Origin of the sequence: Actinobacillus succinogenes 130Z, assembly GCF_000017245.1 — a bacterium.
GTDB lineage: Bacteria > Pseudomonadota > Gammaproteobacteria > Enterobacterales > Pasteurellaceae > Exercitatus > Exercitatus succinogenes.
In genome coordinates this window covers 950,091-973,855 of record NC_009655.1, presented here as the reverse complement: position 1 = coordinate 973,855, position 23,765 = coordinate 950,091, and the positions used below count along the sequence as shown (strand labels likewise).

Annotated in this window: 19 protein-coding genes, 1 tRNA gene and 2 pseudogenes; 6 read left to right on the top strand and 16 right to left on the bottom strand. The window is 43.6% G+C overall.

The window, feature by feature from the left end:
• Positions 1-134: 134 nt before the first annotated feature.
• A tRNA-Ser gene (locus ASUC_RS04715) sits at positions 135-224 on the top strand.
• 130 nt (positions 225-354) lie between these two features.
• Here ASUC_RS04715 and ASUC_RS11100 read toward each other — a convergent pair.
• From ASUC_RS11100 to ASUC_RS04690, 6 genes and pseudogenes are all read right to left on the bottom strand, one after another.
• A pseudogene (locus ASUC_RS11100) lies at positions 355-580 on the bottom strand (hypothetical protein); the annotation flags it as partial.
• A 220-nt stretch (positions 581-800) separates the two neighbouring features.
• The gene (locus tag ASUC_RS04710; RefSeq protein ID WP_012072654.1) at positions 801-1,628 is read right to left on the bottom strand and encodes an ATP-grasp domain-containing protein; all 828 of its coding nucleotides are present in this window, start codon (positions 1,626-1,628) and stop codon (positions 801-803) included.
• 63 nt (positions 1,629-1,691) lie between these two features.
• Entirely contained in the window at positions 1,692-2,123 is a 432-nt protein-coding gene (locus tag ASUC_RS04705; RefSeq protein ID WP_012072653.1) for a pseudoazurin, read from the bottom strand.
• A gap of 20 nt (positions 2,124-2,143) precedes the next feature.
• Positions 2,144-2,914 carry an ABC transporter ATP-binding protein gene (locus tag ASUC_RS04700; protein ID WP_012072652.1) on the bottom strand — a complete coding sequence of 257 codons (771 nt, stop codon included), beginning with the start codon at positions 2,912-2,914 and terminating at the stop codon, positions 2,144-2,146.
• A complete protein-coding gene (locus ASUC_RS04695) occupies positions 2,914-3,975 on the bottom strand; it encodes a FecCD family ABC transporter permease (protein WP_012072651.1) in 1,062 nt (353 codons plus the stop codon). Before ASUC_RS04695 ends, ASUC_RS04700 begins: the two co-directional genes overlap by 1 nt.
• A complete protein-coding gene (locus ASUC_RS04690; protein WP_012072650.1) occupies positions 3,975-5,078 on the bottom strand; it encodes an ABC transporter substrate-binding protein in 1,104 nt (367 codons plus the stop codon). The genes ASUC_RS04695 and ASUC_RS04690 overlap by 1 nt, the downstream gene beginning before the upstream one ends.
• A 253-nt stretch (positions 5,079-5,331) precedes the next feature.
• Here ASUC_RS04690 and ASUC_RS04685 point away from each other — a divergent pair.
• Positions 5,332-5,776, top strand: a pseudogene (locus ASUC_RS04685) (winged helix domain-containing protein); the annotation flags it as partial.
• A gap of 84 nt (positions 5,777-5,860) precedes the next feature.
• Positions 5,861-6,193 carry a MazG nucleotide pyrophosphohydrolase domain-containing protein gene (locus tag ASUC_RS04680; protein ID WP_012072649.1) on the top strand — a complete coding sequence of 111 codons (333 nt, stop codon included), beginning with the start codon at positions 5,861-5,863 and terminating at the stop codon, positions 6,191-6,193.
• 80 nt (positions 6,194-6,273) lie between these two features.
• Here the strand turns inward: ASUC_RS04680 and ASUC_RS04675 are convergent, their stop codons facing one another.
• From ASUC_RS04675 to guaB, 8 genes are all read right to left on the bottom strand, one after another.
• Positions 6,274-7,392, bottom strand: coding sequence for an ABC transporter substrate-binding protein (locus tag ASUC_RS04675; RefSeq protein WP_012072648.1), 1,119 nt, complete (start codon positions 7,390-7,392; stop codon positions 6,274-6,276).
• Positions 7,393-7,501: 109 nt separating this feature from the next.
• Complete coding sequence (torD, locus tag ASUC_RS04670) at positions 7,502-8,083, bottom strand: molecular chaperone TorD (protein WP_012072647.1); 582 nt, start codon at positions 8,081-8,083, stop codon at positions 7,502-7,504.
• A complete protein-coding gene (gene torA / locus ASUC_RS04665; protein ID WP_012072646.1) occupies positions 8,080-10,557 on the bottom strand; it encodes a trimethylamine-N-oxide reductase TorA in 2,478 nt (825 codons plus the stop codon). The genes torD and torA overlap by 4 nt, the downstream gene beginning before the upstream one ends.
• Before the next feature lie 11 nt (positions 10,558-10,568).
• Complete coding sequence (locus ASUC_RS04660; RefSeq protein ID WP_012072645.1) at positions 10,569-11,192, bottom strand: hypothetical protein; 624 nt, start codon at positions 11,190-11,192, stop codon at positions 10,569-10,571.
• Between the two features lie 291 nt (positions 11,193-11,483).
• Positions 11,484-13,055 (bottom strand): glutamine-hydrolyzing GMP synthase, encoded by a 1,572-nt coding sequence (gene guaA, locus ASUC_RS04655; protein WP_012072644.1) that lies wholly within the window; start codon positions 13,053-13,055, stop codon positions 11,484-11,486.
• Positions 13,056-13,099: 44 nt separating this feature from the next.
• Positions 13,100-13,498, bottom strand: a complete 399-nt coding sequence (locus ASUC_RS04650; protein ID WP_012072643.1) for a GFA family protein — start codon at positions 13,496-13,498, stop codon at positions 13,100-13,102.
• 86 nt (positions 13,499-13,584) lie between these two features.
• The gene (locus ASUC_RS04645; RefSeq protein WP_012072642.1) at positions 13,585-14,472 is read right to left on the bottom strand and encodes a DMT family transporter; all 888 of its coding nucleotides are present in this window, start codon (positions 14,470-14,472) and stop codon (positions 13,585-13,587) included.
• Between the two features lie 109 nt (positions 14,473-14,581).
• Positions 14,582-16,048, bottom strand: coding sequence for an IMP dehydrogenase (guaB, locus tag ASUC_RS04640; protein ID WP_012072641.1), 1,467 nt, complete (start codon positions 16,046-16,048; stop codon positions 14,582-14,584).
• A gap of 156 nt (positions 16,049-16,204) precedes the next feature.
• Here guaB and birA point away from each other — a divergent pair, with 156 nt between their 5' ends.
• Positions 16,205-17,146 (top strand): bifunctional biotin--[acetyl-CoA-carboxylase] ligase/biotin operon repressor BirA, encoded by a 942-nt coding sequence (birA, locus tag ASUC_RS04635; RefSeq protein WP_012072640.1) that lies wholly within the window; start codon positions 16,205-16,207, stop codon positions 17,144-17,146.
• A gap of 74 nt (positions 17,147-17,220) precedes the next feature.
• On the opposite strand, the gene argA is transcribed toward birA, so the two are convergent.
• Positions 17,221-18,543, bottom strand: coding sequence for an amino-acid N-acetyltransferase (gene argA / locus ASUC_RS04630; protein ID WP_012072639.1), 1,323 nt, complete (start codon positions 18,541-18,543; stop codon positions 17,221-17,223).
• Positions 18,544-18,774: 231 nt separating this feature from the next.
• On the opposite strand from argA, the gene rlmKL reads away from it, so the two are divergent.
• Together rlmKL and ASUC_RS04620 are read left to right on the top strand one after the other, a co-directional pair.
• Positions 18,775-20,805, top strand: coding sequence for a bifunctional 23S rRNA (guanine(2069)-N(7))-methyltransferase RlmK/23S rRNA (guanine(2445)-N(2))-methyltransferase RlmL (gene rlmKL, locus ASUC_RS04625; protein WP_012072638.1), 2,031 nt, complete (start codon positions 18,775-18,777; stop codon positions 20,803-20,805).
• Between the two features lie 155 nt (positions 20,806-20,960).
• Complete coding sequence (locus ASUC_RS04620; protein WP_012072637.1) at positions 20,961-22,337, top strand: GntP family permease; 1,377 nt, start codon at positions 20,961-20,963, stop codon at positions 22,335-22,337.
• A 169-nt stretch (positions 22,338-22,506) separates the two neighbouring features.
• Here the strand turns inward: ASUC_RS04620 and fabB are convergent, their stop codons facing one another.
• Positions 22,507-23,727, bottom strand: coding sequence for a beta-ketoacyl-ACP synthase I (fabB, locus tag ASUC_RS04615; protein ID WP_012072636.1), 1,221 nt, complete (start codon positions 23,725-23,727; stop codon positions 22,507-22,509).
• Between the last annotated feature and the right edge of the window lie 38 nt (positions 23,728-23,765).

Sequence of the window (23,765 nt, the reverse complement as noted above, 5' to 3'; positions counted from 1 at the left end):
AAACACAAGAAACGCTTTCAACGGATTACAAAGCGATTTTGGCTGACAAAACAAATCGATAAAATCACATTTTTTCAAGATTATCCCTTGACAGCCACAGCCTAAATCCGTATTATTCACCACGCTTAAATCGCGGAGGAATGGCAGAGCGGTTGAATGCACCGGTCTTGAAAACCGGCGAGGGTGCGAGCCCTCCCTGAGTTCGAATCTCAGTTCCTCCGCCATCTCATTTAAAAAAACGGTACGTTACAGAACGTGCCGTTTTTTTGTTTCGTCTAAATTTTATTTTGCGTTAATATTCTGAATAGTTGAATTAATTATAAAGAATAAACCGAATGTTTATTAAGCCGATGGTTAATAAAGTTGAGGCAATACCAGACAACCAGACTCCCTCTTAACTAATTGTTTTAAAATGGGAATCTGAGATTTTATATTACTGTAATTAAAAACGCTATTCTCATTATTTAAATACTGTTCAAAATGCGCTTTGGGAATGCCGTTAAACTTGCGTAAATGGCGTTTTGCTTGGTTCCCCAAATTCTCAATTCCGTTATTCGGCAAAATGTGTGTTGTGATTAATACAAATTTACATTCACAAGCTCAGCAGCTGTTCGAGCAGTAACACCGGCAACTGAAAGCTCAATAAGTTTGTTTTGTTCATACTGACTTAGGTGACTTTTTCTCATCGGAATAATTTATTCTAAATGGGATATTTGTCAGTTATCTAATATAATCCCAATATTTATTATTGAAATAATACGAATAAAGCTTTCAAATCCTATTCGAATTTAAATGGTAGTTTATATAATATTTTTAATAGCCTTAGCAAGGCGGCTAACCGAGCTTTTATCGCGATCTAAATACAACGCAGGTTCAATCAATTCCAATTCATTCAGCAAAAAACGTTCCCCGATAATAGTGCCGTCCACCCGTGCGTAATTCGGCATTTCGGGCAATGTAGTTAAAACGTTTTGAGCTTGTAGGATAATATTTTCACTCACTTTTTGAGCGGAAATCTGTACTCCATAAGCAGAATTCGCCCGCCATTCATTTTCAGCTGGTTGGCGTTTAATAGCGTGGCTAAATTCCCCGCCGAAAAAGATCAGGCTGGTTTCGCCATTGCTTGCGACTTCAGGAATATAGGGCTGCAAAATAATGCCCGATTGATAATGATCTAGCTCTACAATCGATTGATTTTTAAAAACTTTTTGTACAAAACGACCGCTTTGCCCGATTGCAGGTTTAATTACTGCCTCTTGCCAGCCTTGTTGAAGCAAGGTTTGCTGTAGAACATTCTGATCTGCAGGTAAAATTTGACTAGGAATCACATCAATACCCCACTGTTGCAAATCCACTAAATAACGTTTATTCATATTCCATTGCATTAAGGCTATGGAATTAAGAAAAACAGCCCCTTGTGCCGACATTTTATGCAACCATTGCTGAAACAGTTCGGGTTGATCGGCATAATCCCACGCACAGAGCGGCAAAATCACATCGCTTTGTGCCGTATTCTGCCAAGGGCTGATTTCCACCTTGAAATCACAGCTAAGTTGATTAACTAAAGGCTGTAAATTTTGCGGTAGTTGAGGGTATTTTCGGCAAGTTGTGAAAGCCAGTGTTTTCATTCGGATAACAGGGTTTAAAAAGCACAAGCATTCGATGCCTGTGCTTTTATTTAAAATAAATAGTTATTCAACCAAATCCATATAATCGAACAAACGTCCTTTATTTTCTTTGGTGCGTTTCTCGATTTTCTCGACTTCTTTTTGAGCTTGTTCACGGTTTACCGCTTTACCTGCTTGGATAATACCGCTCATATTCATTGTACGGTGTGGCGGGCAATAGTAAACATATACGCCTTCATGCGTGAGCGTGATAGTAAATTCTTCATCTTCTTTAGATAAAAATTTCTCCGCCCCTTCCGGAATTGCTCGGCTTTGTACCCAATGCCCTTTGTGAGTCGGCACGAACGTAACGGTATCGCCTACTTCCGCTTTTAGGTAACCCGGCTCAAAGACCATTCCGCCTTCGGCATTATTATCTAACATTTTGATTTCGTGATGTGCAGCCATTGCAACTCCCGAAAAAGCCACAAGGGTGGCCAATAATAATTTTTTCATTGTTATTTCCCTCTAAATTATCAGGTTTTCTTTTTACGTAACGGGCGAATCACCGGTTGCCCTGTGCGATCGTATAAAATTTCGGTTTCGACATTATACAATCGGCTGATTAAATCTGCCTGTAAAACTTGTTTTGCGTCTCCAAAACCTTGTAGTTTGCCGTTACCAAGCAAAATAATATCATCCGAAAATTGTGCCGCTAAACTTAAATCGTGTAGTACCATAATCGTAATCAGTTGATTTTGCTTTGTGTACTCGCAAACATGTTCAAGCAGGTTGATTTGGTGGTGCATATCCAACGCACTCACCGGTTCGTCCAACATTAAAATTTGCGGGCTTCGTAGCAATACTTGTGCAAACATTACCATTTGCCGCTGCCCGCCGCTGAGCCGCATAATATCTTTATGAGCTAAATGAGCAATGCCCAATTTTGCCATAATGGTTGCAGCTTCGGTTAAAAGTTCATCACTCACGTGCATATTAAGGGCATCTAATCTGCCGAGTAAAATCACTTCCAATGCGGTTAAAGAGGCTTCCACTTGAGTATCTTGCGGCATATAGCCAATCGCTTTTCGCCAAGCTAATAAATGGTGTTTATTTAATGTTTTATCGTTAAATTGGATATTCCCCGTAAAGGGAACTTCGCCAAAAATCGTTTTAATCAGCGAAGATTTTCCTGCTCCGTTTGGGCCTAAAATCGTATAGATTTTGCCACGTTCTAAATTAAACGACAAATCTTCGGCAATCACTAAACTCCCACGTTTAATCTGTAAATTTTCCAGTTTTAACATTATCCGCCCCGTTTGCTCAGCACAATCCAGAAGAAAAACGGCACACCGACAAAAGAGGTAATAATACCGACAGGGAATAACGCCCCCGGAATAATCACTTTCGATAACACCGATGAAATGGATAAAAACGCAGCCCCGACTAGCATTGCTCCGGGTAAGAAAAAGCGTTGATCTTCGCCTAATAACATTCGAGCCACATGCGGTGCCACTAATCCAATAAAACCGATAATACCGACAAAGCTAATGGCGGTGGCGGTCATAATTGCCACGATAATCAAGGTTTTTAAACGCAATAACTGCAAGTTAATACCAAGGCTTAATGCTCGTTCTTCCCCCAAGCGTAAAGCGGTCAATTTCCACACATCTTTTGCAAGTAAGGTGGTACAAACAATAGTAACCACCGTTGTAACGGCTAAATTCTCCCACGTGGCTTTGGTTAGACTGCCAAACAACCAGAATAAAATCTGTTGGGAAATTTCAGGTGCGGCAATAAATTGAATCAGTGAAAGCAACGATTGAAATAAGAAAAGTAATGCAATTCCGACTAACACCAGCATTGCCGAATTAAAACGCCGCATTGAAGCGAAAATAAAAAGCACAGCCGAGGCAATCATTGTCATTACAAATGCCCCAATCGGTACGGAAATAGAAGAAGGAAGCCCAAAACCGCCGAAAGCAATTACCGCCGAGGCTCCAAGCCCTGCCGCTGCTGCTAAACCTAAGGTATAAGGGCTTGCCATCGGGTTATTCAGCAAAGTTTGGATTTCTGCCCCACCTACACCCAGAGCGGCACCCACCACTAACGCCATTAACGCCATCGGTAAACGCAGGTTATAGACAATCACATTAGTTGTTTTTTCTACTTCACCGATATGAAATAAAGCCCAAACCACTTCATCAAGCGGTAACATTGAAGGGCCTGTTACAATATCAAAGATCATTCCGACTAAACTAATCACAAGGAAAGTAAGCACGACAAGCCAACGTTTACGTTCAAGTAAACGTTGGCTTTGGACGATCTGTTCAACTGTTCCCTGAACGTTATCAGTTGAAGCTTGCATTACTTACTCTCTGGCTCTAAGTAGAATGCACCTTTAGGTACGATAGGAAGATATTTTTTATAGAATTCGACGTAGGTTTTGGTCGGGTCAATATCTTTAAATAATTCAGGGTAAATCGCTTTTGCGATAAATTGAATTGATGCACCGTCGGAAACCGTACGGGAGTTTGCGTGATAAACACCGTACAATCTGTTATTTTTAATTGCCGGCAATTCAGACCAACCCGGACGTTTTGCAAAACCGGCTAAGCGTTTACGGGCTTCTGCTTCATCAATATTAAAGCCTGCAACCATTGCATCCGGATTTTTCTTCAACTCTGTTTCACGACCGCTGATAATAACCACATCAGGTTTTGCTGCCACCACTAATTCAGGGTTGATAGGGCTATAAAATTCCACCGCATCTTTGGCGATATTATCACCTCCGACTAAATTAACCATCGCCCCCCACATACTCTTACCGAAAGTAAAGCTATGCTCTGCCGGACCTTTGTTACCGAATTCAACATAGACTTTCGGTTTTGGCAGATTTGCTTTCGCTACCCGGTCTTGAATCTCTTTGGTTAATGCAGAATATTCTTCGTTAATTTGTTTCGCTTTTTCTTCTTGTCCGGTTAATTTACCGATAATCTCGGTCGATTGAACGTGTTTATCCACCGTTTGCGCAAGATAATCAACAATAACAACCGGAATACCCGCTTCTTCTAACGGCTCCAAATCCGAATCTAAAGCTTCAAACTGCCATTTTGCCATCAATACATAATCCGGCTTTAACGCTAATACTTTTTCGACGGAGAATGTGCCGACTTCAACCTCACCGACATCTTCCAATTCATTTAATTTTGGCACGGCTTTAGTAAACTCTTCCCAGCTTGCCGGAGCCCAATCCGACCATACCGCTTTAGAAAAGCCGACCACATTATCTAATGCTTTTTCACCGCCGACTGCCATATAGTCTTGATAGTTAAATGCTAACACCACTCGTTTTGCGGGTAATTCGACGGTAAGTTTACGATCCATTACATCGGTAATTTCAACTGGGGCAGCTAATGCCGAGCCTGAAATTGCAAGTAGGGTCGAAAATGCGATAGCGCTGAATTTCATATAATACTCTCCTGTTACTTTTACAAATCGAAATGATTATAGCTTAAATAAATTTTCATAAATAGGAATTATTATCATATAGTATAAATTATTTGATTTATGTCACATAATTAAAAAAATCACAATAAAATCATCATGTTACCAGTTATAATAAAATCACCTACAGAGAAGATCATAAGGAGTACCTATGAACATTCCATTCTGCTTACCTGAAAAACATTAGCCCTGAAACGTTTTTGCGTGAATACTGGCAAAAACAATAAAAGTATTCAAACAGCGTTTAATCGAATTATTACAAAATTCCGAGCAATTTGATGATCTCTTTATCCATAGCGTTGCAACAGCCGCAAGCGCACGACGTTATGAGCTGTTACAAACTTCTAATGAATACTACCCTGATGAAGTACAGGAAGTATTAGAAGAAGGCGGTTGGCTCCAACAAGATACAAATGTAAAAATGCTCAAATGTAAAAATGCTCTATACGGAAAACCCACAACGTATCTATGTCAATGGAGAATGGATTGATGAACTCAATGAAGCGGAAATGGCGTTACTCACACGTATAGCGAACGGAGACTCCATTTCTTGGAACAAACTGGCTTCAAAAATGCAAGATCAGACAGAATTAGAACTAATGCTTGATTCCATCTGTGATTGGTTAGACAGCGGTTGGATCGTATTAAAAGAAGCCGAATAGGCAAAACACGCCCTACAAGCGGTTGAATTAGTAAAAATTTTTGCAAATTCGGCCGCTTGTTTATTTTTAATGAGGAAGTATGAAATGCAAATCGAACAATATCAACAATGGGTGCGAAAGTTTTATCAGAATCAGGGCTGGTATGAACGTAACCCCTTTATGCGAATGACTTATTTAGCAGAAGAAATGGGCGAAGTCGCCTGTGCGGTGAGGGCAATCGAAATCGGGCGCGAAAGGCCCGATGAAACCGAAGCCTCTCAACAGCAAAAGCGCGAGAACCTAATTGAGGAACTGGGCGATGTAATGGATAATTTATTTGTACTGGCCGATAAATACGGTATCTCAATGACGGAAGTTATTCAACGCCATCAAACAAAATTTGAAGCGCGCTATTTGCAAAATACTAAGAAAAAATAACCACTTGCAAGATTTATAGCTATTTGTTCGATCATTCTCCGGCAATCGTATTACACAGCCAGTGTAAAAAAACAATTAACCTATTTCAAATTAATAAAAAACGTACCTTTTGGCTCAACAGGCAAATAATTGCGGTGGAAATCTAAATAGGTTTTCTCAGGATCAATATCCGCGAAAAGTTCAGGATAAAGTGCTTTAGCCATAAATTGAGCACTTGCTAAATCAGCAAGAGAGCGAGATGCGGTGTGGTATAAACCAAATACTCGCCCTGTTTTTACTGCAGGCAACGTTTGCCAGCCGGTACGATTAACAAAGCCTTTTAGACGGCGCTGGGCATCTTGTTCTTCAATATCAATCCCCATCGCCATAATCTCTTGGTTCTCTTTTGTACCAGCCTCTGTACCTGAAATCATAATAACATCCGGCTTTGTAGCAAGCAGCTGCTCAGGATTAATCGGCCCCCAGTTTTCTACAAAAGGTGCGGCGATATTATCGCCTCCAACCGTGTTAGCAATCGCTCCCCACATATTGTTACCGAAAGTAAAACTATGCTCGCTTGGGCCTTTATTACCAAACTCGATATAAATTTTAGGTTTAGCAACTTTGGCTTGGGCAATACGATCTTGAATCAGCTTAATACCTTGTGCATATTCTGCAGCGACTTTTTCGGCACGTTCTTCTTTACCAGCTAAAACACCGAAAATTTTCGCACTTTGGGTATGACGTTCTACAGTTTGTGCATTAAAATCAACCACAACAACAGGAATGCCGGCTTGTTCTATACGAGGAATTTCACTGGCTAAGGTTTGATATTGCCAATCTGCAAGAATCAGTACATCCGGATTTAAGGCGAGTGTTTTTTCAGTTGAGAATGTACCGGTATTGATATTGCCTACATCGGCGATATCTTTTAATTTAGGCATTTTTTCACTAAATAATGCCCAACTGCCGGCGTTAAATTTTTCCCAAAACTCACGAGAAATACCAACTACATTATCGAAATTTTCTACGCCAGTGGTGGCGATATAGTCCGGATAATAAAATGCCAACACGGCACGTTTAACCGGCACATCGACTTTAACATCACGCCCTAACACATCTTGAATGGTTTTGATTTCAGCTTGAGCGGAAAATGCTCCGAGTAAAAGCGAACAAGCAAATAAACCGCGATATAAATGAGAAAAGAAAGTTGATTTCATATAGTCTCCAAATAAAAAATTCGAATTGATTGTAACCAACTCTACACACCCCCTCAATGAGAATTATTATCAAAATCATTAATAATTGTTAGGCAAGCGATTAAATTTCTTAAAAATTTTGCAAAACCGCAAATAACAGTTTAACCAAAATAGGATAGAAGTTTGTGCGGATATTCGTCTTTTCTGTTTTTGCGGCAAATTGAGGGAACCAAGTGAGTAACTGTTGCTGAATAAACTCTTTTGCTTCCGTTGTTTTATTTTGTTCGAGCAACTTAATCAATACTTCTAAATAAACAACCAGATGATCGCTTGGCTCATTGGTTTGGCGGTTGATTTGTAGCTGGAAATGTTCAAGGTATCGATCCATTTTTGCCAGATTTTGTTTTAGGCTCTGCCCATCTAAATAGGCTGAAGCATAAGGCAAAGCACTGACTTTACCTTCAAGTAAGAAACATTGGGTAAAATCGGCGGCTAACTCTAAACGAGGGTGTTGGAATAAAGCGATTTTTTGAATCTCTTGTTGCAGGGCCGAACTTTGCTTCTCAAAGCCGATTTCAGCTAAAAATGCAAAAAACTGAGAAAATTCGACCGCTTGTAAGGTTTGTAATTGCTCGTCTGAGAGTTCCCGAGCGAGCAGATTACGTAACCAGTTTAGAATAAGCAGTTTTTCATCTTTTTCTAACGCAATCATTGGTGGGTCACCTCAACAGGGCCGGTAAAACCGTTCGGTACAGGTACATCGCCTTGCCATTTTTCCACATTGACTAAACAGGTGCTGACACAAGTGGCTTGTGAAAGTTTTGAAGCCCCGATATCAAGGGTAAGCGTATTCGGGCAACCGTAGGTATCTAATGCCCCAATGCTTTCATCGACAGGCGAATACCACGCTCCTTCTTGTAAGCGAACCACACCGCTTGGGAAATCATCGGATAATACCGCCCCAACCAGCACTTGTCCTCGCTCATTAAATACCCGCACTAAATCGCCGTCTTTTATACCCAGTTTTTCCGCATCTTGCGGGTTCATATAAAACGGCTCTCTGCCTTGTACACTATATGTTTCACGTAAATTTTTAGCTTCACAAAGTTGTGAATGCAAGCGTTTGTCAGGGTGAACAGACTGCATCCAGAACGGGAATTTGTCTGATTTTGGACCGCCGTGTGAACGCTCGTCTTTTTCAAACCACATTGGATGACCTTTACAGTTATCATAGCCATAGTTCGCAATTTTGGTACTGTAAATTTCGATAAAGCCGGACGGTGTGCCTAAAGCGTGTAATTCCGGATCTTCACGGAAATCGGCGTGGCGAACCCAAGGTTTGCCTTCAGGGAATAACACGTAGCCGGTTTTCCAAAACTCATCAAATTGTCTCGGCATTTTAAATCTGCCACGGTTAGCACGACGGCATTCGGTATATAAACGGTTCAGCCAGCCCATTTCATCTAAGTTTTGGCAATATTCTTCCGCTTTTCCTTCGCCATAACGGCTGCATAAATCTTTGAAAATCTCAAAATCGGAGCGAGATTCATACATCGGCTCAACCAGCTTGTGCATTGCTAATACACCACGATTGCTATAAGAACCGTAGGTATCAATATCATTGCGTTCAAATGGGGTGCAGGCAGGCAACACAATATCGGCAAAGCGACAGGTTGCCGTCCAGCTATAATTTAGCGTTACTACGGTTTCTAACTGCTGAAATGCCTTTTTCATTTTATTCAGATCGGACTGTCTGCCCCATTGGTTACAGCCTGTGAAAATTGCCATTTTATAAGGGGCATAAACAATTTTCTTACCGTTGTAATCAATGCTTTCCCCGGGTTGTAAAAGTGAATCGGTAACACGAGCAACAGGAATCACATCGCTATAACCTTTGTAATCTTTATTGGTATATTTCGGGGTTTGTTCTTCACCTAAATTAGACGGGAATGATCCCGGCGTTGCCGCTCCAGAGGTTGGCACGCCGATAGAACTATAATGATGTGCATAGCTAATGCCGCCGCCCGGTAAACCAATCTGCCCGAGCATTGCCGCCAGAACCGCTCCCATCCAGTAAGGCTGTTCGCCGTGTTGTTGGCGTTGAATTGCCCAGCCGAAAATTAACTGAGTACGTTTGCCAGCCAACATTCTTGCAAATTCACGAATTTTTTCCGCCGAAATACCGCAAATTGGTACCGCCCATTCCGGTGTTTTTTCGATTTTATCTTCGGTTTCCCCTAACAAATACGGTACAAATTTTTCAAAACCAAGGGTATAAACATCAAGAAATGCTTTATCGTATAAATTCTCTTTATATAGAGTGTGGGCAATCGCCAACATAAACGGCATATCCGCTTGCGGATTGACATAAAGCTGTTCACAGTCTAAGAAATTCTGGGTTTTGCTTTTGACTGGATCAACGGAAATAACATTGATTTTTTTCTCTGCCACCTTCTGTTTTAGCTGCTCTAAATAAGCGTAAGCCTCATGCGTTTCACAGTTCCAACCGACTTGCAGATTTTTTACCGGATCACTTGCCCAGAAGATTAAATTTTCCGTTTCTTTTAAGATAATCTCCCACGAAGTCCCTTGCGAATAGACTTCGGTATCGCCCAATACATACGGCAGAATAGTTTGGCCCGCTCCGGTAGAATAGTCACTGACTGTACCGACACTTGCCCCGTGCATTGCAATCGCCCGAATCATATGATTACCGCAACTGTGGAACTGCCCTGACGAACGCCAGCCAACGTTACCCGTATGCAATGCCCACGGGCCGTAATCTTTCTGCATACGCTCAAGCTCTTCATAGAATAGATCTAACGCCTCTTTCCAGCTGACTCGCACAAAACGGTTATCGCCACGGCGTGAGCGGTCGCTATTTTGACGGTTCTTCAGCCAATCCACCCACACCATCGGATAACGCACACGGGTTTCGCCATAGAGAATATCTTTAATACCGTTAATCATCTCGGTTGGGTGTTTATCAAATTCAAAAGGTTTGATTTCGCTGACACGTCCATTTTCCACCTTGGCTCGCACAGCTCCCCATTGACAACCTGTTACCTTCCATTCTGGTGTAGGCAGTTGAGCATTCGCTTCACGAGGAATTAAAAAACTCGGCATCGCGAAGCTGCCTGCTATAATAGACATATTTTTTAAAAATTGACGGCGAGACTGTTGCATAATTCTTTCCTTTATTTGGCGGTGTCTGCATCAGAAGCATTCATTTGAAGATAGCGAAGCACCTGCTTTTGTATTTCTTCATCCATATCGGTAAAACCGACCATCCCATTAAAAACAGCAACCCATTCATTGGCATTATGCATTTTAGTATCGCGCTGTTTATGGCAAACGCTGCATTCGCTCTTAAAGGTATTTGACGCATTTGCCCAAAAATCGGTTAAATCATTGGTAAAATCTGACTTTTTAACCCAAGCGTCCATTTTTACTCTTTGCCACATTAGGCCTGTGTTCGGGTCTTCTTTTTGTTCGATAATTTCTAAAGGCGGATTATTTTGCATAAATTCTTTACTCAGAACGACATCGGTAATATTTTTAGCAAAACTATGATACCAAACTCGCCCAAAGCCTTTAGTCTTTCGCCATAAATTCAGCTCAATTTGACTGGCTTTTGCGGTGGATTGCACTAATTTTATTTCAGCCCCGGCTTCTAATTGCCCGATTTCTTGGCTTAAATTTTCATCGGCAAATAAAGGAATAACTTCTTCCGTATAGAGAGGAGAATGTGCCGACGTACCATTCGGAAAAAATAAGCCGATTGGCATTAAGAGCAATATGACCTGTAATAACTTTTTCATTCGTAAATCTCACAGAAATTAATTTTATGATAGATTGTATATTACACAACTTTGCTAAAAAGTGCGTTGATTTACATCACAAAATAAGATTTATTCTTATTTACGAAAATTTTTGCTAAAAAATGACCGCTCACAGCTATACATAAAACTATAATAATCAGCATTTTTGAATATTTTCGTAATAAATTAAGGGACTATCCTAGATATCTAGGATAGTCCCTTAATTAAAAGGCTTTTTGAACAAAGAGTGAGTAAAACCCACACTTTTATCCATTATGCCTAATTATCAACCTACTCCCACTCAATCGTTGCTGGCGGTTTTCCGCTGACGTCATACACCACGCGGGAAATGCCGTCTACTTCGTTGATAATGCGGTTGGAGATTTTACCTAATAAATCATACGGCAGCTGCGCCCAATGTGCGGTCATAAAATCGATGGTTTCTACTGCACGTAAACTGACCACCCAGTCGTATTTACGCCCGTCGCCCATCACACCGACCGATTTCACCGGTAGGAATACGGTGAATGCTTGGCTCACTTTGTAGTACCAGCCCGAGTTGTACAATTCTTCGATGAAAATGGCGTCGGCTTTACGCAGTAAATCGCAATATTCTTTTTTGATTTCACCCAATACACGTACACCTAAACCGGGACCCGGGAACGGGTGGCGGTTGAGCATTTCGGCAGGTAAGCCGAGTGCCAAGCCGATTTTGCGTACTTCGTCTTTGAACAATTCACGCAACGGCTCGACCAAGCCGAGTTTCATATAATCCGGCAAACCGCCGACATTGTGGTGCGATTTGATTACGTGAGCTTTGCCGGTTTTACTGGCGGCGGATTCGATTACATCCGGGTAAATCGTACCTTGCGCCAACCATTTAACGCTGGTTTGTTTGTGAGATTCTTCGTCGAATACGTCCACAAATACTTTGCCGATCATTTTACGTTTAGCTTCCGGATCGTGAATACCTTTCAGAGCGTCTAAGAAGCGTTCTTCCGCATTTACGCGAATAATGTTCAAACCGAATTTATCACCGAACATTTCCATCACTTGGTCGCCTTCGTTAAGACGTAATAAACCGTTATCCACGAATACGCAGTGCAGATTTTTGCCGATGGCACGATGTAATAACAATGCGGTAACGGAGGAATCCACGCCGCCCGATAACCCTAAAATCACTTCATCGTCGCCCACTTGCGCTTTAATACGGGCAACAGCGTCCTCGATAATATTTTCAGGCGTCCAGTTGGTGGCACAACCACAAATGTTAACAACGAAATTAGTTAACAACGCTAAACCGCTTTTGGTATGGGTGACTTCCGGATGGAACTGTACACCGTAGAAATGACGCTTTTCGTCGGACATCGCGGCGATCGGACAAGTCGGTGTGGTTCCGGTCACCTGAAAACCTTCCGGTAAACGGGTTACTTTATCACCATGGCTCATCCAAACGTCTAATTTCGGTTGAGCTGAATCTAAATCATCATTTAATTGTGCGAATAAACTGTCCGTTGCCTGTAAATCCACTTGTGCATAACCGAATTCTCGATGAGCCGAACCTTCGGTTAACCCGCCAAGCTGCATCGCCATAGTCTGCATGCCGTAACACACACCTAGCACCGGCACGCCGGCGTCGAATACATATTCCGGCGCTCGCGGACTGTCATTTTCCGTGGTACTTTCCGGGCCGCCGGAAAGGATAATCCCGGTCGGGTTAAATTCACGGATTTGTTGCTCCGTTACGTCCCACGCCCAAAGTTCGCAGTAAACCCCGATTTCGCGCACACGGCGTGCGATCAGTTGGGTATATTGTGAACCGAAGTCGAGGATTAAGATTTTATGGTTGTGAATGTTGTCCATTTTGTTCTCTGTTTTATCAAAAATGCTAAAAATTTAACCGTCTGCTATAAGCCTAATTTAGCTAAAAACTCTTTTTCCGTTAATTTAGGCACATCATTGCCCAAATAATAAAAACCTGGTTTTTTATCAATATAAATTTCTTGTTCTAAATTAAATTCATTTTCCGCTGTAAATAAACCGACGGATAATTCATAATTATCCGTGCCGAGCAAATGATAGTACAAATGTGTGCCGCATTGTTTACAAAAAGCACGTTCGGCCCACTCGGAAGACTGATAACATTGAATAAAGTCAGCCCCTGAAATATCCGGTTTCTGTTGACAGCTCAACGAAAATAACGGGCTGCCGCTCCATTTAATACACATTCCGCAATGGCAGGCATGAACATTTTTATTTTTCGGTACGGTTACAGAGACCGCTCCACATAAACATTGACCTTTCATTTAGTCGCTCCCTGATATTACGCTAACGCATTGAAATTTTTACTGTAAAACAGTCTTATTCTACTTTATCCCGATACGCCTGAATATTATTTTCTCAACGCAATAAAGCATCCGAGCATAACCGATATCATGGCAATCACCTGATAAAAACTGACGGTTTCGCCCAGCATAATAAAACCGATAATCGCGGTGGAAACAGGCACCAGTAATTGCAAAATATTGAAGAAAACCAATCCTTGTTTTTGCACGATGTAAAAGGCTAAAAACATCCCCGTCATCAAACAATAAATACCCGCCACTATCAGAATAATTAACATAGACGAACCGACTTCGGATAACTGATATATCACACCGGTCCGGCTGGCTGTAGCCAGATAAATTAAGCCGGACAGGGTTGCCGTTGAAGCGCTGATGACAATAGAATGAATATTTTTCGCTACTTTTTTCACAATAAGATTCTGAATCGGTTGAACAACGATCCAGCCGGTCAGCAACAACGTACCTTTCACCAAATCGATACTTTCGCCCTGATTATCGTTACCCAACACAAAAGCGAAAGAACTGATAAGCGCGATTAAAGCGCCCAGATAAAAACGTGATGATTTTAAATGTTCGCGCTCGTCTCGATAAAAAAACGCAGCCATAATCATTGCTACCGGCATCATAATAATACCGAAGATACTGCCCGTCAGCGCTGTCGTATATTTCAGTCCTTCGGTGGAAAGATAAATGTTAAAAAACATAATCACGGCAATGATCAACAAATTAAACATCACCTTAGGATTTCTTAATACGTACTCGACCTGTTGTCGGAATTTCCAAAGGGCAATAAAAATAAAAACAATACCTGCGGATAAAAGCCTTACCGCATTATTATTTAATACATGAAAATGCAAACTGACATAACGAATAATCGGAAATGCCAATCCGCTAAGCACCATATAAACGATGGCAATAACAAAACGGTTATTCATGTTTAATTAACGTAAAACTGAAATTCCCGGCAAAAACTTTACAAATTTCAACCGCACTTTAACTCAAAAAGGTGGGCTAACAAGCCCACCCTACGGTTAATTTAAACGCTTAACCCATACGATAATTCGGCGCTTCTTTGGTAATGGTCACATCGTGTACGTGACTTTCTTTAATCCCCGCTCCGCTGATACGGACGAATTCCGCTTTGGTACGTAACTCATCGATGGTTGCGCAGCCGGTTAAGCCCATGCACGAACGCAAACCGCCCATTTGTTGCAGAATGATTTCTTTGAGGAAACCTTTGTAGGCAATGCGGCCTTCAATACCTTCCGGTACCAGTTTATCGGCGGCATTGTCGGTTTGGAAATAACGATCGGCGGAACCTTTCGCCATGGCGCCTAATGACCCCATACCGCGGTATGATTTGTAAGAACGGCCTTGATATAATTCGATTTCGCCCGGCGCCTCTTCCGTACCGGCAAACATAGATCCCACCATCACACAGGTCGCACCGGCGGCGATCGCTTTAGCGATATCGCCGGAAAAACGGATACCGCCGTCGGCGATAACCGGAATACCGGTGCCTTCCAAGGCGTCCGCCGCCTCAGAAATTGCGGTGATTTGCGGCACGCCGACACCGGTTACGATACGGGTGGTACAGATAGAACCCGGTCCAATCCCCACTTTTACCGCACTGGCACCGGCTTCTGCAAGAGCTTTTGCGCCTTCTGCAGTAGCGATATTACCGGCAATAATCGGTAAATCCGGATATTTCGCACGGGTTTCGCGCACCCGTTGCAATACGCCTTCGGAATGACCATGTGAAGAATCGATTAACAGCACATCCACGCCCGCTTTGACTAACGCTTCGATACGCTCTTCGTTACCCGCACCGGCACCTACCGCCGCACCCACACGCAAACGGCCGAATTCGTCTTTACAGGCGTTAGGTTTTTGTTCCGCTTTCTGAAAATCTTTAACAGTGATCATACCTTTTAATTTGAAGTTATCGTCCACCACCAGCACTTTTTCTACGCGGTGGCTGTGCATTAAAGCGATAATATCTTCGCGTTTCGCCCCTTCTTTCACCGTAACCAGTTTGTCTTTCGACGTCATCACTTCCGCTACGGTTTTGTTTAAATCTTTGACAAAGCGGGTATCGCGTGCGGTGATAATGCCCACCAAATTATCATTTTGATCAATAACGGGATAACCGGCAAAACCGTTTTTCTTCACTAATTGTGCCAGTTCGCCAAGAGATAATTCAGGAGAAACCGTGACCGGTTCGGACACGATACCGCTTTCAAATTTTTTCACCCGACGTACGCGATCCGCCTGACGTTCGATAGACATATTTTTATGGATAAACCCGATACCGCCCTCCTGCGCCAGCGCAATCGCCAATTTCGCTTCCGTCACGGTATCCATCGCGGCGGAAAGCATCGGAATATTCAAGCGGATTTCTTTGGTTAATTGAGTGGAAAGATCTGCGGTGTTAGGCAGTACGGTAGAATGTGCAGGGACAAGAAGCACGTCGTCAAAGGTTAAAGCTTCCGTTTTAATACGTAATGACATTGCAATATTCTCTCTGAATTTAAGTTGAAGTTAAAAAATATTGCGGACGGATTATACAGATAATAAATTCCCTTGTGAACGTTTTTTTCAAGAAAAATTTATCTTTTTATGTAATTTGTGATAAAAAATGCTAATCGTTTGCTGAAAGGAATTTACATGACTTCATTGTTAGACATTCTGGCGGACTGCCAGCCTCATTCTTTTGAAAATCTGACCGCACTTTTTGCCTGTTCCGACAACGAATTACTCGACCGTATCCGCACATTGCAGGAGCAAGGCTTTCTAATCGACACCGGTTTCGGCGAAATACGGTTAATTCCGCAAACTCCGTTATTAAGTGCGGCCCAAATTCAGCAAGTTTTTCCACACCAAAAAATCATGTATGCGCCGGTGATTGATTCCACCAACCGCTTACTGCTTACCAACATGAGCCGTCTGAACAAAGGCGATATCTGCATGACGGAATACCAAAGCGCGGGACGCGGACGGCGCGGACGACGCTGGCAATCACCCTTTGCCGCCCAGGCGATTTTCAGCATGGTCTGGCAGGTGGACACAACCGTCCCCACGGACGGGCTAAGCTTAACGGTGGGTATGGCGATTCATCGGGCAATCCGTAAATTGGGTTCTGATCAAACAAAATTAAAATGGCCGAACGATCTGTTATTACACGGACGCAAACTGGCGGGAATTTTGATTGAAACGGCGGGAACGGAAAACGGCAGGTTGAATCTGGTCATCGGTGTCGGCATTAATGTCGCCGTCCCGCGTGATAACAATCAAATCGATCAGCCTTGGGCAAATCTGCACGAAATATTGCCTAAAATCGACCGCACTTTGCTGCTGATTACCGTATTTGAGGAATTAATTCGGGCGTTAACCGCATTTGAACGGCAAGGCATTACACCCGAATTCCGCCAGCAATGGCGGCAAAATGACGCATTCTTTCAGGACGAAGTGAACATTATCACGGAAAGACAGGTTATTTCCGGCATTGAGCAAGGAATTGACGAACGCGGATATTTACGTTTACAGGTCGGAAACGAGCTGATGACCTTTAACGCCGGCGAAGTTTCCTTGCGAAAAAACGTCGGTTAATCCTTCTTGCGTAAAAAAACATGCTATTTTTTAACCGCACTTTATGCCTAAAATCCGCTTCGGCGGATTTTCCTCTATTCGCTGGGTTCCGTTAAATTCTGAATCAGTATTTTCGAACGACGCTGATAATTGTAATGGTCGCGCTTATCTTTCGGCAAATCTTCCACGTTTGCCATGTGAAAGCCGCGTTCCTGAAACCAATGCACCGTACGGGTGGTGAGTACGAACAATTTCTCGATATCCAGATTTTTCGCACGTTTCCGAATTTCCGCCAGCAGAACATCCCCGCGGGAAGAACTGCGATAATCGGGGTGCACGGCAACGCATGCCATTTCCGCCATTTTTTCATCTTCGTACACATTCAGTGCGGCGCAGGCGATAATCACGCCGTCGCGATCGATAATAGTATATTTTTCAATGTCCATTTCCAACTGTTCGCGCGAACGCTTCACCAAAATCCCCTGTTGTTCCAACGGATGAATCAGTTCAAGCAGGCTTGGAATATCGCGTGCCGTAGCAATCCGAATATCTTCCGAACTTTCCATAGAAAGCTGGGTTCCGACCCCGTCACGGGTGAATAATTCCTGCAATAACGAACCGTCCTCTTCATAACTGAGCAAATGGGAACGGTGCACGCCGGCACGACAAACATCAATCGCCGCCTGCAAAAAACGCGCCTGCGAGCTGTGATATTGATCCCGTTCAATAAATTGTTGCAGATAATTCGCCGCTTGCTGCGGCAATAAATCGGGAATGGATACGCCGTCTTTATCCAAAATCCCCTGGGTATTACTGAAACCGATGAGTTTTTCCGCTTTCAGCTTAATCGCCACCTGCGTCGCTACTTCTTCGAAAGGTAAATTGAAACTTTCGCCGGTAACGGAAGGGGCGACCGGACCGATCAACACGATGGCGTCATTTTCCAGCTGTTGTTTGATATTTTCTACTTCAATTCGGCGAAGTTTGCCGCTTAGCATATAATCTACACCGTCGTCTACGCCGATAGGCTGCGCCAGAATAAAGTTACTGCTCACCACATTCAGCAACGGCGAATGGGGTAAGCGCATGGAAAGGCGGGACATAATGTCGTAATTGAGTTGGCCGGCGGCTTGCTTCACCAGTTCCAATGTGCGGAGATCCGTTACGCGGATATTTTTATGGTAAACAGGCCGGATATGGTTTTTCATCAATAAATCGTTAATCTGAAATCTGGCTCCGAACACGATAATCAGCTTAATTCCCAAACTGTGCAGCAAACGTATATCACTGATAATATTAATGAAATTTTCACTTGCAATGGTGTCCCCATCCAACATGATGACGAATGTCTTGCCACGGTGCATATTCACATAAGGGGTGGATTGACGGAACCATTGGACTAATTCTGTACTTCGCATAGGCGTCTCGATAAATAATTATTCATTTATTATGAATTTATATGCAAATTAAATAATATGCAAGCAAAAAGTGCGGTCAAAAAAGCCACGTTTTTTCATCAGCCGTTTTCCTTTTCCGCGAAAATCTCCGCCGCAAGCGGGAAATAACGATAGCCTACGATTTTATCGCATTCTTTTCACCCGATAAACCTGCTATAATCGCGGCAATTTTTTGATGAACAGAGAAACCCGATGAAACCACTTTTCGCCACCTGTGCCCGCGGCTTTGAAGAATTATTGAAAACCGAACTGACCGAACTCGGGGCGCAGGATGTCCGTATCGCCCAGGGCGGCGTCCATTTTGGCGCAGACGATGAAACCCAGTACAAAACCTTATTATGGTCGCGTCTGGCGTCCCGTATTTTATTGCCTATCGCGCAAAGTAAAATCTACAGCGATTTAGATCTCTACTCTACCGTCGTCAGTCAAGCATGGTTAGAGCATTTCGACGAAAGAACACATTTTTTTGTAGATTTTAACGGCACAAACCGCGAAATTCGCCACAGTCAATTCGGCGCTATGCGGGTCAAAGACGGCATTGTGGATTATTTCGAACGCCACGGCAAAGCCCGCCCTAATGTAGATAAAGAAAATCCCGATGTGCGCATTCATGCCTATTTAAATCGCGACGATTTAATTCTTTCGCTGGATTTAAGCGGCGAAGCGCTGCATATGCGCGGTTATCGCGAAGACAGCGGACAAGCGCCGTTACGGGAAACCTTAGCGGCGGCATTGGTGTTGCGTTCCGGCTGGCAAAAAGGTACGCCGTTGGTGGACCCCATGTGCGGTTCCGGTACCTTGCTGATTGAAGCCGCACAAATGGAAGCGCAAATTGCGCCGCAATTACACCGGTCGCACTGGGGATTCGATTTCTGGAAAGGACACAATCAGGCGGTTTGGGAAAAGGTAAAAGCGGAAGCCGTCGCCCTGGCGGAAGCGCAAATGGAGAAAAATCCGCTGCGAAACGGTGAAAAAGGAACGGTTCTGTGCAACCCGCCATACGGTGAACGATTAGGGACCACGCCGGCGTTAATCGCCCTATATTCTGTGTTTGGACAGCGTTTAAAACAGCAATTCGGCGGCTGGAACGTATCTGTTTTCAGCTCGGAACAAGGTCTGCTGGATTGCCTGCGCATGCGTTCATTCCGTCAGTTTAAAGCGAAAAACGGTCCGCTGGATTGCGTGCAAAAAAACTATCGAATTTCCGACCGCAGTTCGGTACAAACCGACGAACGTGCGGCGGAAAATCCGGCAGTTTCCGCCGACAGCGCTCACACCGATGTAGCGACGGATTTCGCGAACCGCTTGCAGAAAAATATTAAAAAAATTGAAAAATGGGCGCAACAGCAAGGCTTAGATGCCTATCGGCTGTATGATGCGGATTTACCCGACTATAATTTAGCCGTTGATCGTTACGGCGATCACATTGTCGTACAGGAATACGCGGCACCGAAAAATATTGATGAAAATAAAACCCGTCAACGCTTATTGGATGCGGTAACCGCCACCCTTGCCGTCACCGGCGTAGAAACCAGCAAGTTGATTTTAAAAGTACGCCGGAAACAAAAAGGCAGTAATCAATACGAAAAACTGGCGAATAAAGGCGAGTATTTTTATGTGACGGAATACGGGGCGAAATTATGGGTAAATCTGACCGATTATTTGGATACCGGTTTATTTTTGGATCACCGTTTAACCCGTAAAATGTTAGGCGAAATGGCAAAAGACAAAGATTTTCTCAATCTGTTCGCCTATACGGGATCCGCAACGGTACATGCGGCCCTGGGCGGTGCAAAATCCACTACCACTGTAGATATGTCGAATACCTATTTGAACTGGGCGGAGCAAAATCTGATACTGAATGATGTGGACGGTAAACGGCATAAACTGATTCAGGCGGATTGTCTGCAATGGCTGATGCGCTGCGATAAGCAGTTCGATTTAATTTTTGTGGATCCGCCGACATTTTCCAATTCCAAACGCATGGAAGACAGTTGGGACGTACAACGCGATCACATCAAACTGATGAAAAATCTGAAACGGATTTTGCGCCCGAACGGCACCATAGTGTTCTCCAACAACAAACGCGGGTTCAAAATGGATTTCGACGGTTTGGCGCAATTAGGCTTAAACGCGCTAGAAATTTCCGCTAAAACCCTGCCGTTGGATTTTGAACGCAACAAGCAAATTCACAACTGTTGGTTACTTACCCGCAAGGTCTGATTTAGGCTTTATTCGGTAAAGTGCGGACAAAAAACGGCGAATTTTTCGCCGTTTTTTATTGTGATCCAATTCACATTTTGCCGAAAAGTCGATTGCAACCCCGTGGCTACGAACCTAGGATAGTAACAGAATTTTGCAAACAAGGAGTATACGTTATGACCGGTATATCACTCATTATTTGCTTTGTTATCGCCATTATCGTCATGATTCTGATGATTTCAAAGCTCAAAGTTCACCCGTTCTTAGCCTTGATGACCATTTCTCTCGCCCTCGCGTTCGCAGCGGGCATAGGCCTGGCCAAAATCCCCGGCATTATCGGGGACGGTTTCAGCGGAACCTTTAAAAGTATCGGTATTGTAATTATCTTCGGTGCCATTATCGGTACCGTATTGGAAAAAACCGGCGCCGCCCTGAAATTGGCGGATATGGTAGTAAAAGTAGTCGGCCAGAAACGCCCCGAACTCGCCATGCTGATTATGGGCTGGGTTGTCGGTATTCCGGTGTTCTGCGACAGCGGATTCGTCGTACTGAATCCGATTAGGGAGGCCATTCACAAAAAAATCGCCGCCAATCCTGTAGGTATGGCGGTGGCATTAAGCGCCGGTTTGTATGCAGCGCATGTTTTTATCCCGCCGACGCCCGGTCCTATTGCCGCAGCAGGCGCAGTCGGATTAAGCGGTAATATTTTACTGGTCATGGTTATGGGTGTAGCGGTTTCTATTCCCGTATTGCTTTCCAGCTATCTTTTCGCTAAATACATCGGTCCGAAAACTACGCTCGACGAATCGGAAACCGACGAAGTCATCAGTAAAAGTTATGAAGAACTGTTGGAACATTACGGTAAACTGCCAAACGGCTTTGTAAGCCTGGCACCGATTTTCATGCCGATTTTATTTATGGCGCTCGGTTCCATCGGCAAAATTATGGGTATTGAAGGGGAAGCCGGTATCTTGCTGCAATTTTTAGGAAATCCGATTATCGCTTTGGCAGTAGGCGTGATTTTCTCTATTTTTCTGTTGCTGAACACCGACAAAATCAGCGAATTCGATGCCTTAACCAACGACACGCTCAAAATTGTCGGACCGATCCTGTTCATCACCGCCGCCGGTGGCGTGTTGGGCAAAGTAATTACCGAAGCGGGCTTTGTGGAATATATTAAACAAAATGCAATCGCTATCAGTTCCGCCGGCATTTTCTTCCCCTTCATTATTTCGGCAATCTTGAAAACCGCACAAGGCAGCTCGACCGTCGCCATTATTACTACCGCATCCATTATGGGAATGTTTAATGCGGACGATTCCTTGATGACCGCCTTGAACCTCACCACCGAAATGGCGGCGGCATTAACCGTTATGGCGATCGCCGCCGGTGCCATGTGCGTGTCTCATGCTAACGACAGCTATTTCTGGGTAGTGACTAATTTCACCAAAATGACGCCGCAACAAGGCTATCGCACTCAAAGTATGTTGACATTCATCATGGGGATGGTCGGTATATTGACGGTTTATGTTCTTTCTTTAATATTATTATAATTTACCGTTACGTTCTCCGTAACGGTAGGAATTACCCGCTCCGTTATAATAAAAAACCGAACTCCGTCTGACGGAGTCCGGTTTTGACAAATCTTTCCATCTTATCGAAACAAAAGTGCGGTCAAAAACATAAAAGATTTTGACCGCACTTAAATACTATTTTCCGAAATTATTTTTCATAACGGCGGAAAACCAGGGTAGCATTGGTACCACCGAAACCGAAACTGTTAGACATCACGGTTTTCAAGCCGGCGTTTTCTTTAGTTTCAGTAACAATGTTTAACCCTTTCGCCTGTTCGTCTAAGGTTTCGATATTGATGCTCGGCGCAATGAAATCATTGTGTAACATTAATAATGAATAAATAGCTTCGTGCGCACCCGCCGCACCCAATGAGTGACCGGTCATGGATTTCGTAGAAGAAATCGCCGGCGTTTGCTCGCCGAATACCGCTTTAATCGCCGCTAATTCTTTCACGTCTCCAACCGGAGTTGAAGTACCGTGGACATTGATATAATCAATCGGGCCGTCAATATCTTTCATGGCTTGACGCATGCAGCGTTCCGCACCTTCACCGCTTGGCGCCACCATGTCGTAACCGTCGGAAGTCGCACCGTAACCCACGACTTCCGCATAAATTTTCGCACCGCGGGCTAATGCGTGTTCCAATTCCTCAACAACCACTACCGCACCGCCGCCGGCGATAACGAAACCGTCACGATTTGCATCATAGGCGCGAGAAGCTTTTTCCGGCGTTTCGTTATATTTGGTCGAAATCGCACCCATGGCATCAAACTGAGCCGCACCTTCCCAGGATAATTCTTCCGCACCGCCGGCAAAAACAATATCCTGTTTACCTAACTGAATTAATTCTACCGCATTACCGATACAGTGCGCAGAAGTCGCACAAGCGGAACTGATAGAATAGTTCACGCCTTTAATTTTAAACGGTGTCGCCAAACAGGCAGAAACGCTTGAAGACATGGTTTTTGTCACCGCGTAAGGTCCAATGGCTTTCACGCCGCGCGGACTGCGTACCGCATCGGCCGCTTTCACCTGATAATGTGCGGAACCGATACCCGCACCGATAACCAAACCCGTACGTTCGTTAGAGACTTGTTCTTCCGTTAACCCCGCATCCTCAATGGCTTCTTTCATGGAAAGATAAGCATACGACGCCGCATCGCCCATAAACCGGTAAATTTTACGGTCAATTAATTCCGCCGCATTTAATTTAATCGTTCCCGCAACATGGCTACGCATGCCGATTTCGATAAATCCCGGAACGGTTTCAATTCCGGATTTACCCGCTTTCAATGACGCTAACACTTCTTCTTTATTGTTACCGATGCTAGAGATAACCCCGAAACCGGTGATAACCACTCTTTTCATTCTGTCTTCCTTTAGTTGGATTAAATAAATTCACCTTA

Excerpts from the sequence above, each read along its gene's own strand:
- fabB (WP_012072636.1), bottom strand. The coding sequence starts at position 23,727 with ATGAAAAGAGTGGTTATCACCGGTTTCGGGGTTATCTCTAGCATCGGT.
- ASUC_RS04680 (WP_012072649.1), top strand. The coding sequence starts at position 5,861 with ATGCAAATCGAACAATATCAACAATGGGTGCGAAAGTTTTATCAGAAT.
- ASUC_RS04660 (WP_012072645.1), bottom strand. The coding sequence starts at position 11,192 with ATGAAAAAGTTATTACAGGTCATATTGCTCTTAATGCCAATCGGCTTA.
- argA (WP_012072639.1), bottom strand. The coding sequence starts at position 18,543 with ATGCGAAGTACAGAATTAGTCCAATGGTTCCGTCAATCCACCCCTTAT.
- ASUC_RS04705 (WP_012072653.1), bottom strand. The coding sequence starts at position 2,123 with ATGAAAAAATTATTATTGGCCACCCTTGTGGCTTTTTCGGGAGTTGCA.
- guaA (WP_012072644.1), bottom strand. The coding sequence starts at position 13,055 with ATGGACAACATTCACAACCATAAAATCTTAATCCTCGACTTCGGTTCA.
- ASUC_RS04695 (WP_012072651.1), bottom strand. The coding sequence starts at position 3,975 with ATGCAAGCTTCAACTGATAACGTTCAGGGAACAGTTGAACAGATCGTC.
- ASUC_RS04620 (WP_012072637.1), top strand. The coding sequence starts at position 20,961 with ATGACCGGTATATCACTCATTATTTGCTTTGTTATCGCCATTATCGTC.
- ASUC_RS04700 (WP_012072652.1), bottom strand. The coding sequence starts at position 2,914 with ATGTTAAAACTGGAAAATTTACAGATTAAACGTGGGAGTTTAGTGATT.
- ASUC_RS04650 (WP_012072643.1), bottom strand. The coding sequence starts at position 13,498 with ATGAAAGGTCAATGTTTATGTGGAGCGGTCTCTGTAACCGTACCGAAA.
- ASUC_RS04710 (WP_012072654.1), bottom strand. The coding sequence starts at position 1,628 with ATGAAAACACTGGCTTTCACAACTTGCCGAAAATACCCTCAACTACCG.
- birA (WP_012072640.1), top strand. The coding sequence starts at position 16,205 with ATGACTTCATTGTTAGACATTCTGGCGGACTGCCAGCCTCATTCTTTT.
- torD (WP_012072647.1), bottom strand. The coding sequence starts at position 8,083 with ATGATTGCGTTAGAAAAAGATGAAAAACTGCTTATTCTAAACTGGTTA.
- ASUC_RS04645 (WP_012072642.1), bottom strand. The coding sequence starts at position 14,472 with ATGAATAACCGTTTTGTTATTGCCATCGTTTATATGGTGCTTAGCGGA.
- ASUC_RS04690 (WP_012072650.1), bottom strand. The coding sequence starts at position 5,078 with ATGAAATTCAGCGCTATCGCATTTTCGACCCTACTTGCAATTTCAGGC.
- torA (WP_012072646.1), bottom strand. The coding sequence starts at position 10,557 with ATGCAACAGTCTCGCCGTCAATTTTTAAAAAATATGTCTATTATAGCA.
- ASUC_RS04675 (WP_012072648.1), bottom strand. The coding sequence starts at position 7,392 with ATGAAATCAACTTTCTTTTCTCATTTATATCGCGGTTTATTTGCTTGT.
- rlmKL (WP_012072638.1), top strand. The coding sequence starts at position 18,775 with ATGAAACCACTTTTCGCCACCTGTGCCCGCGGCTTTGAAGAATTATTG.
- guaB (WP_012072641.1), bottom strand. The coding sequence starts at position 16,048 with ATGTCATTACGTATTAAAACGGAAGCTTTAACCTTTGACGACGTGCTT.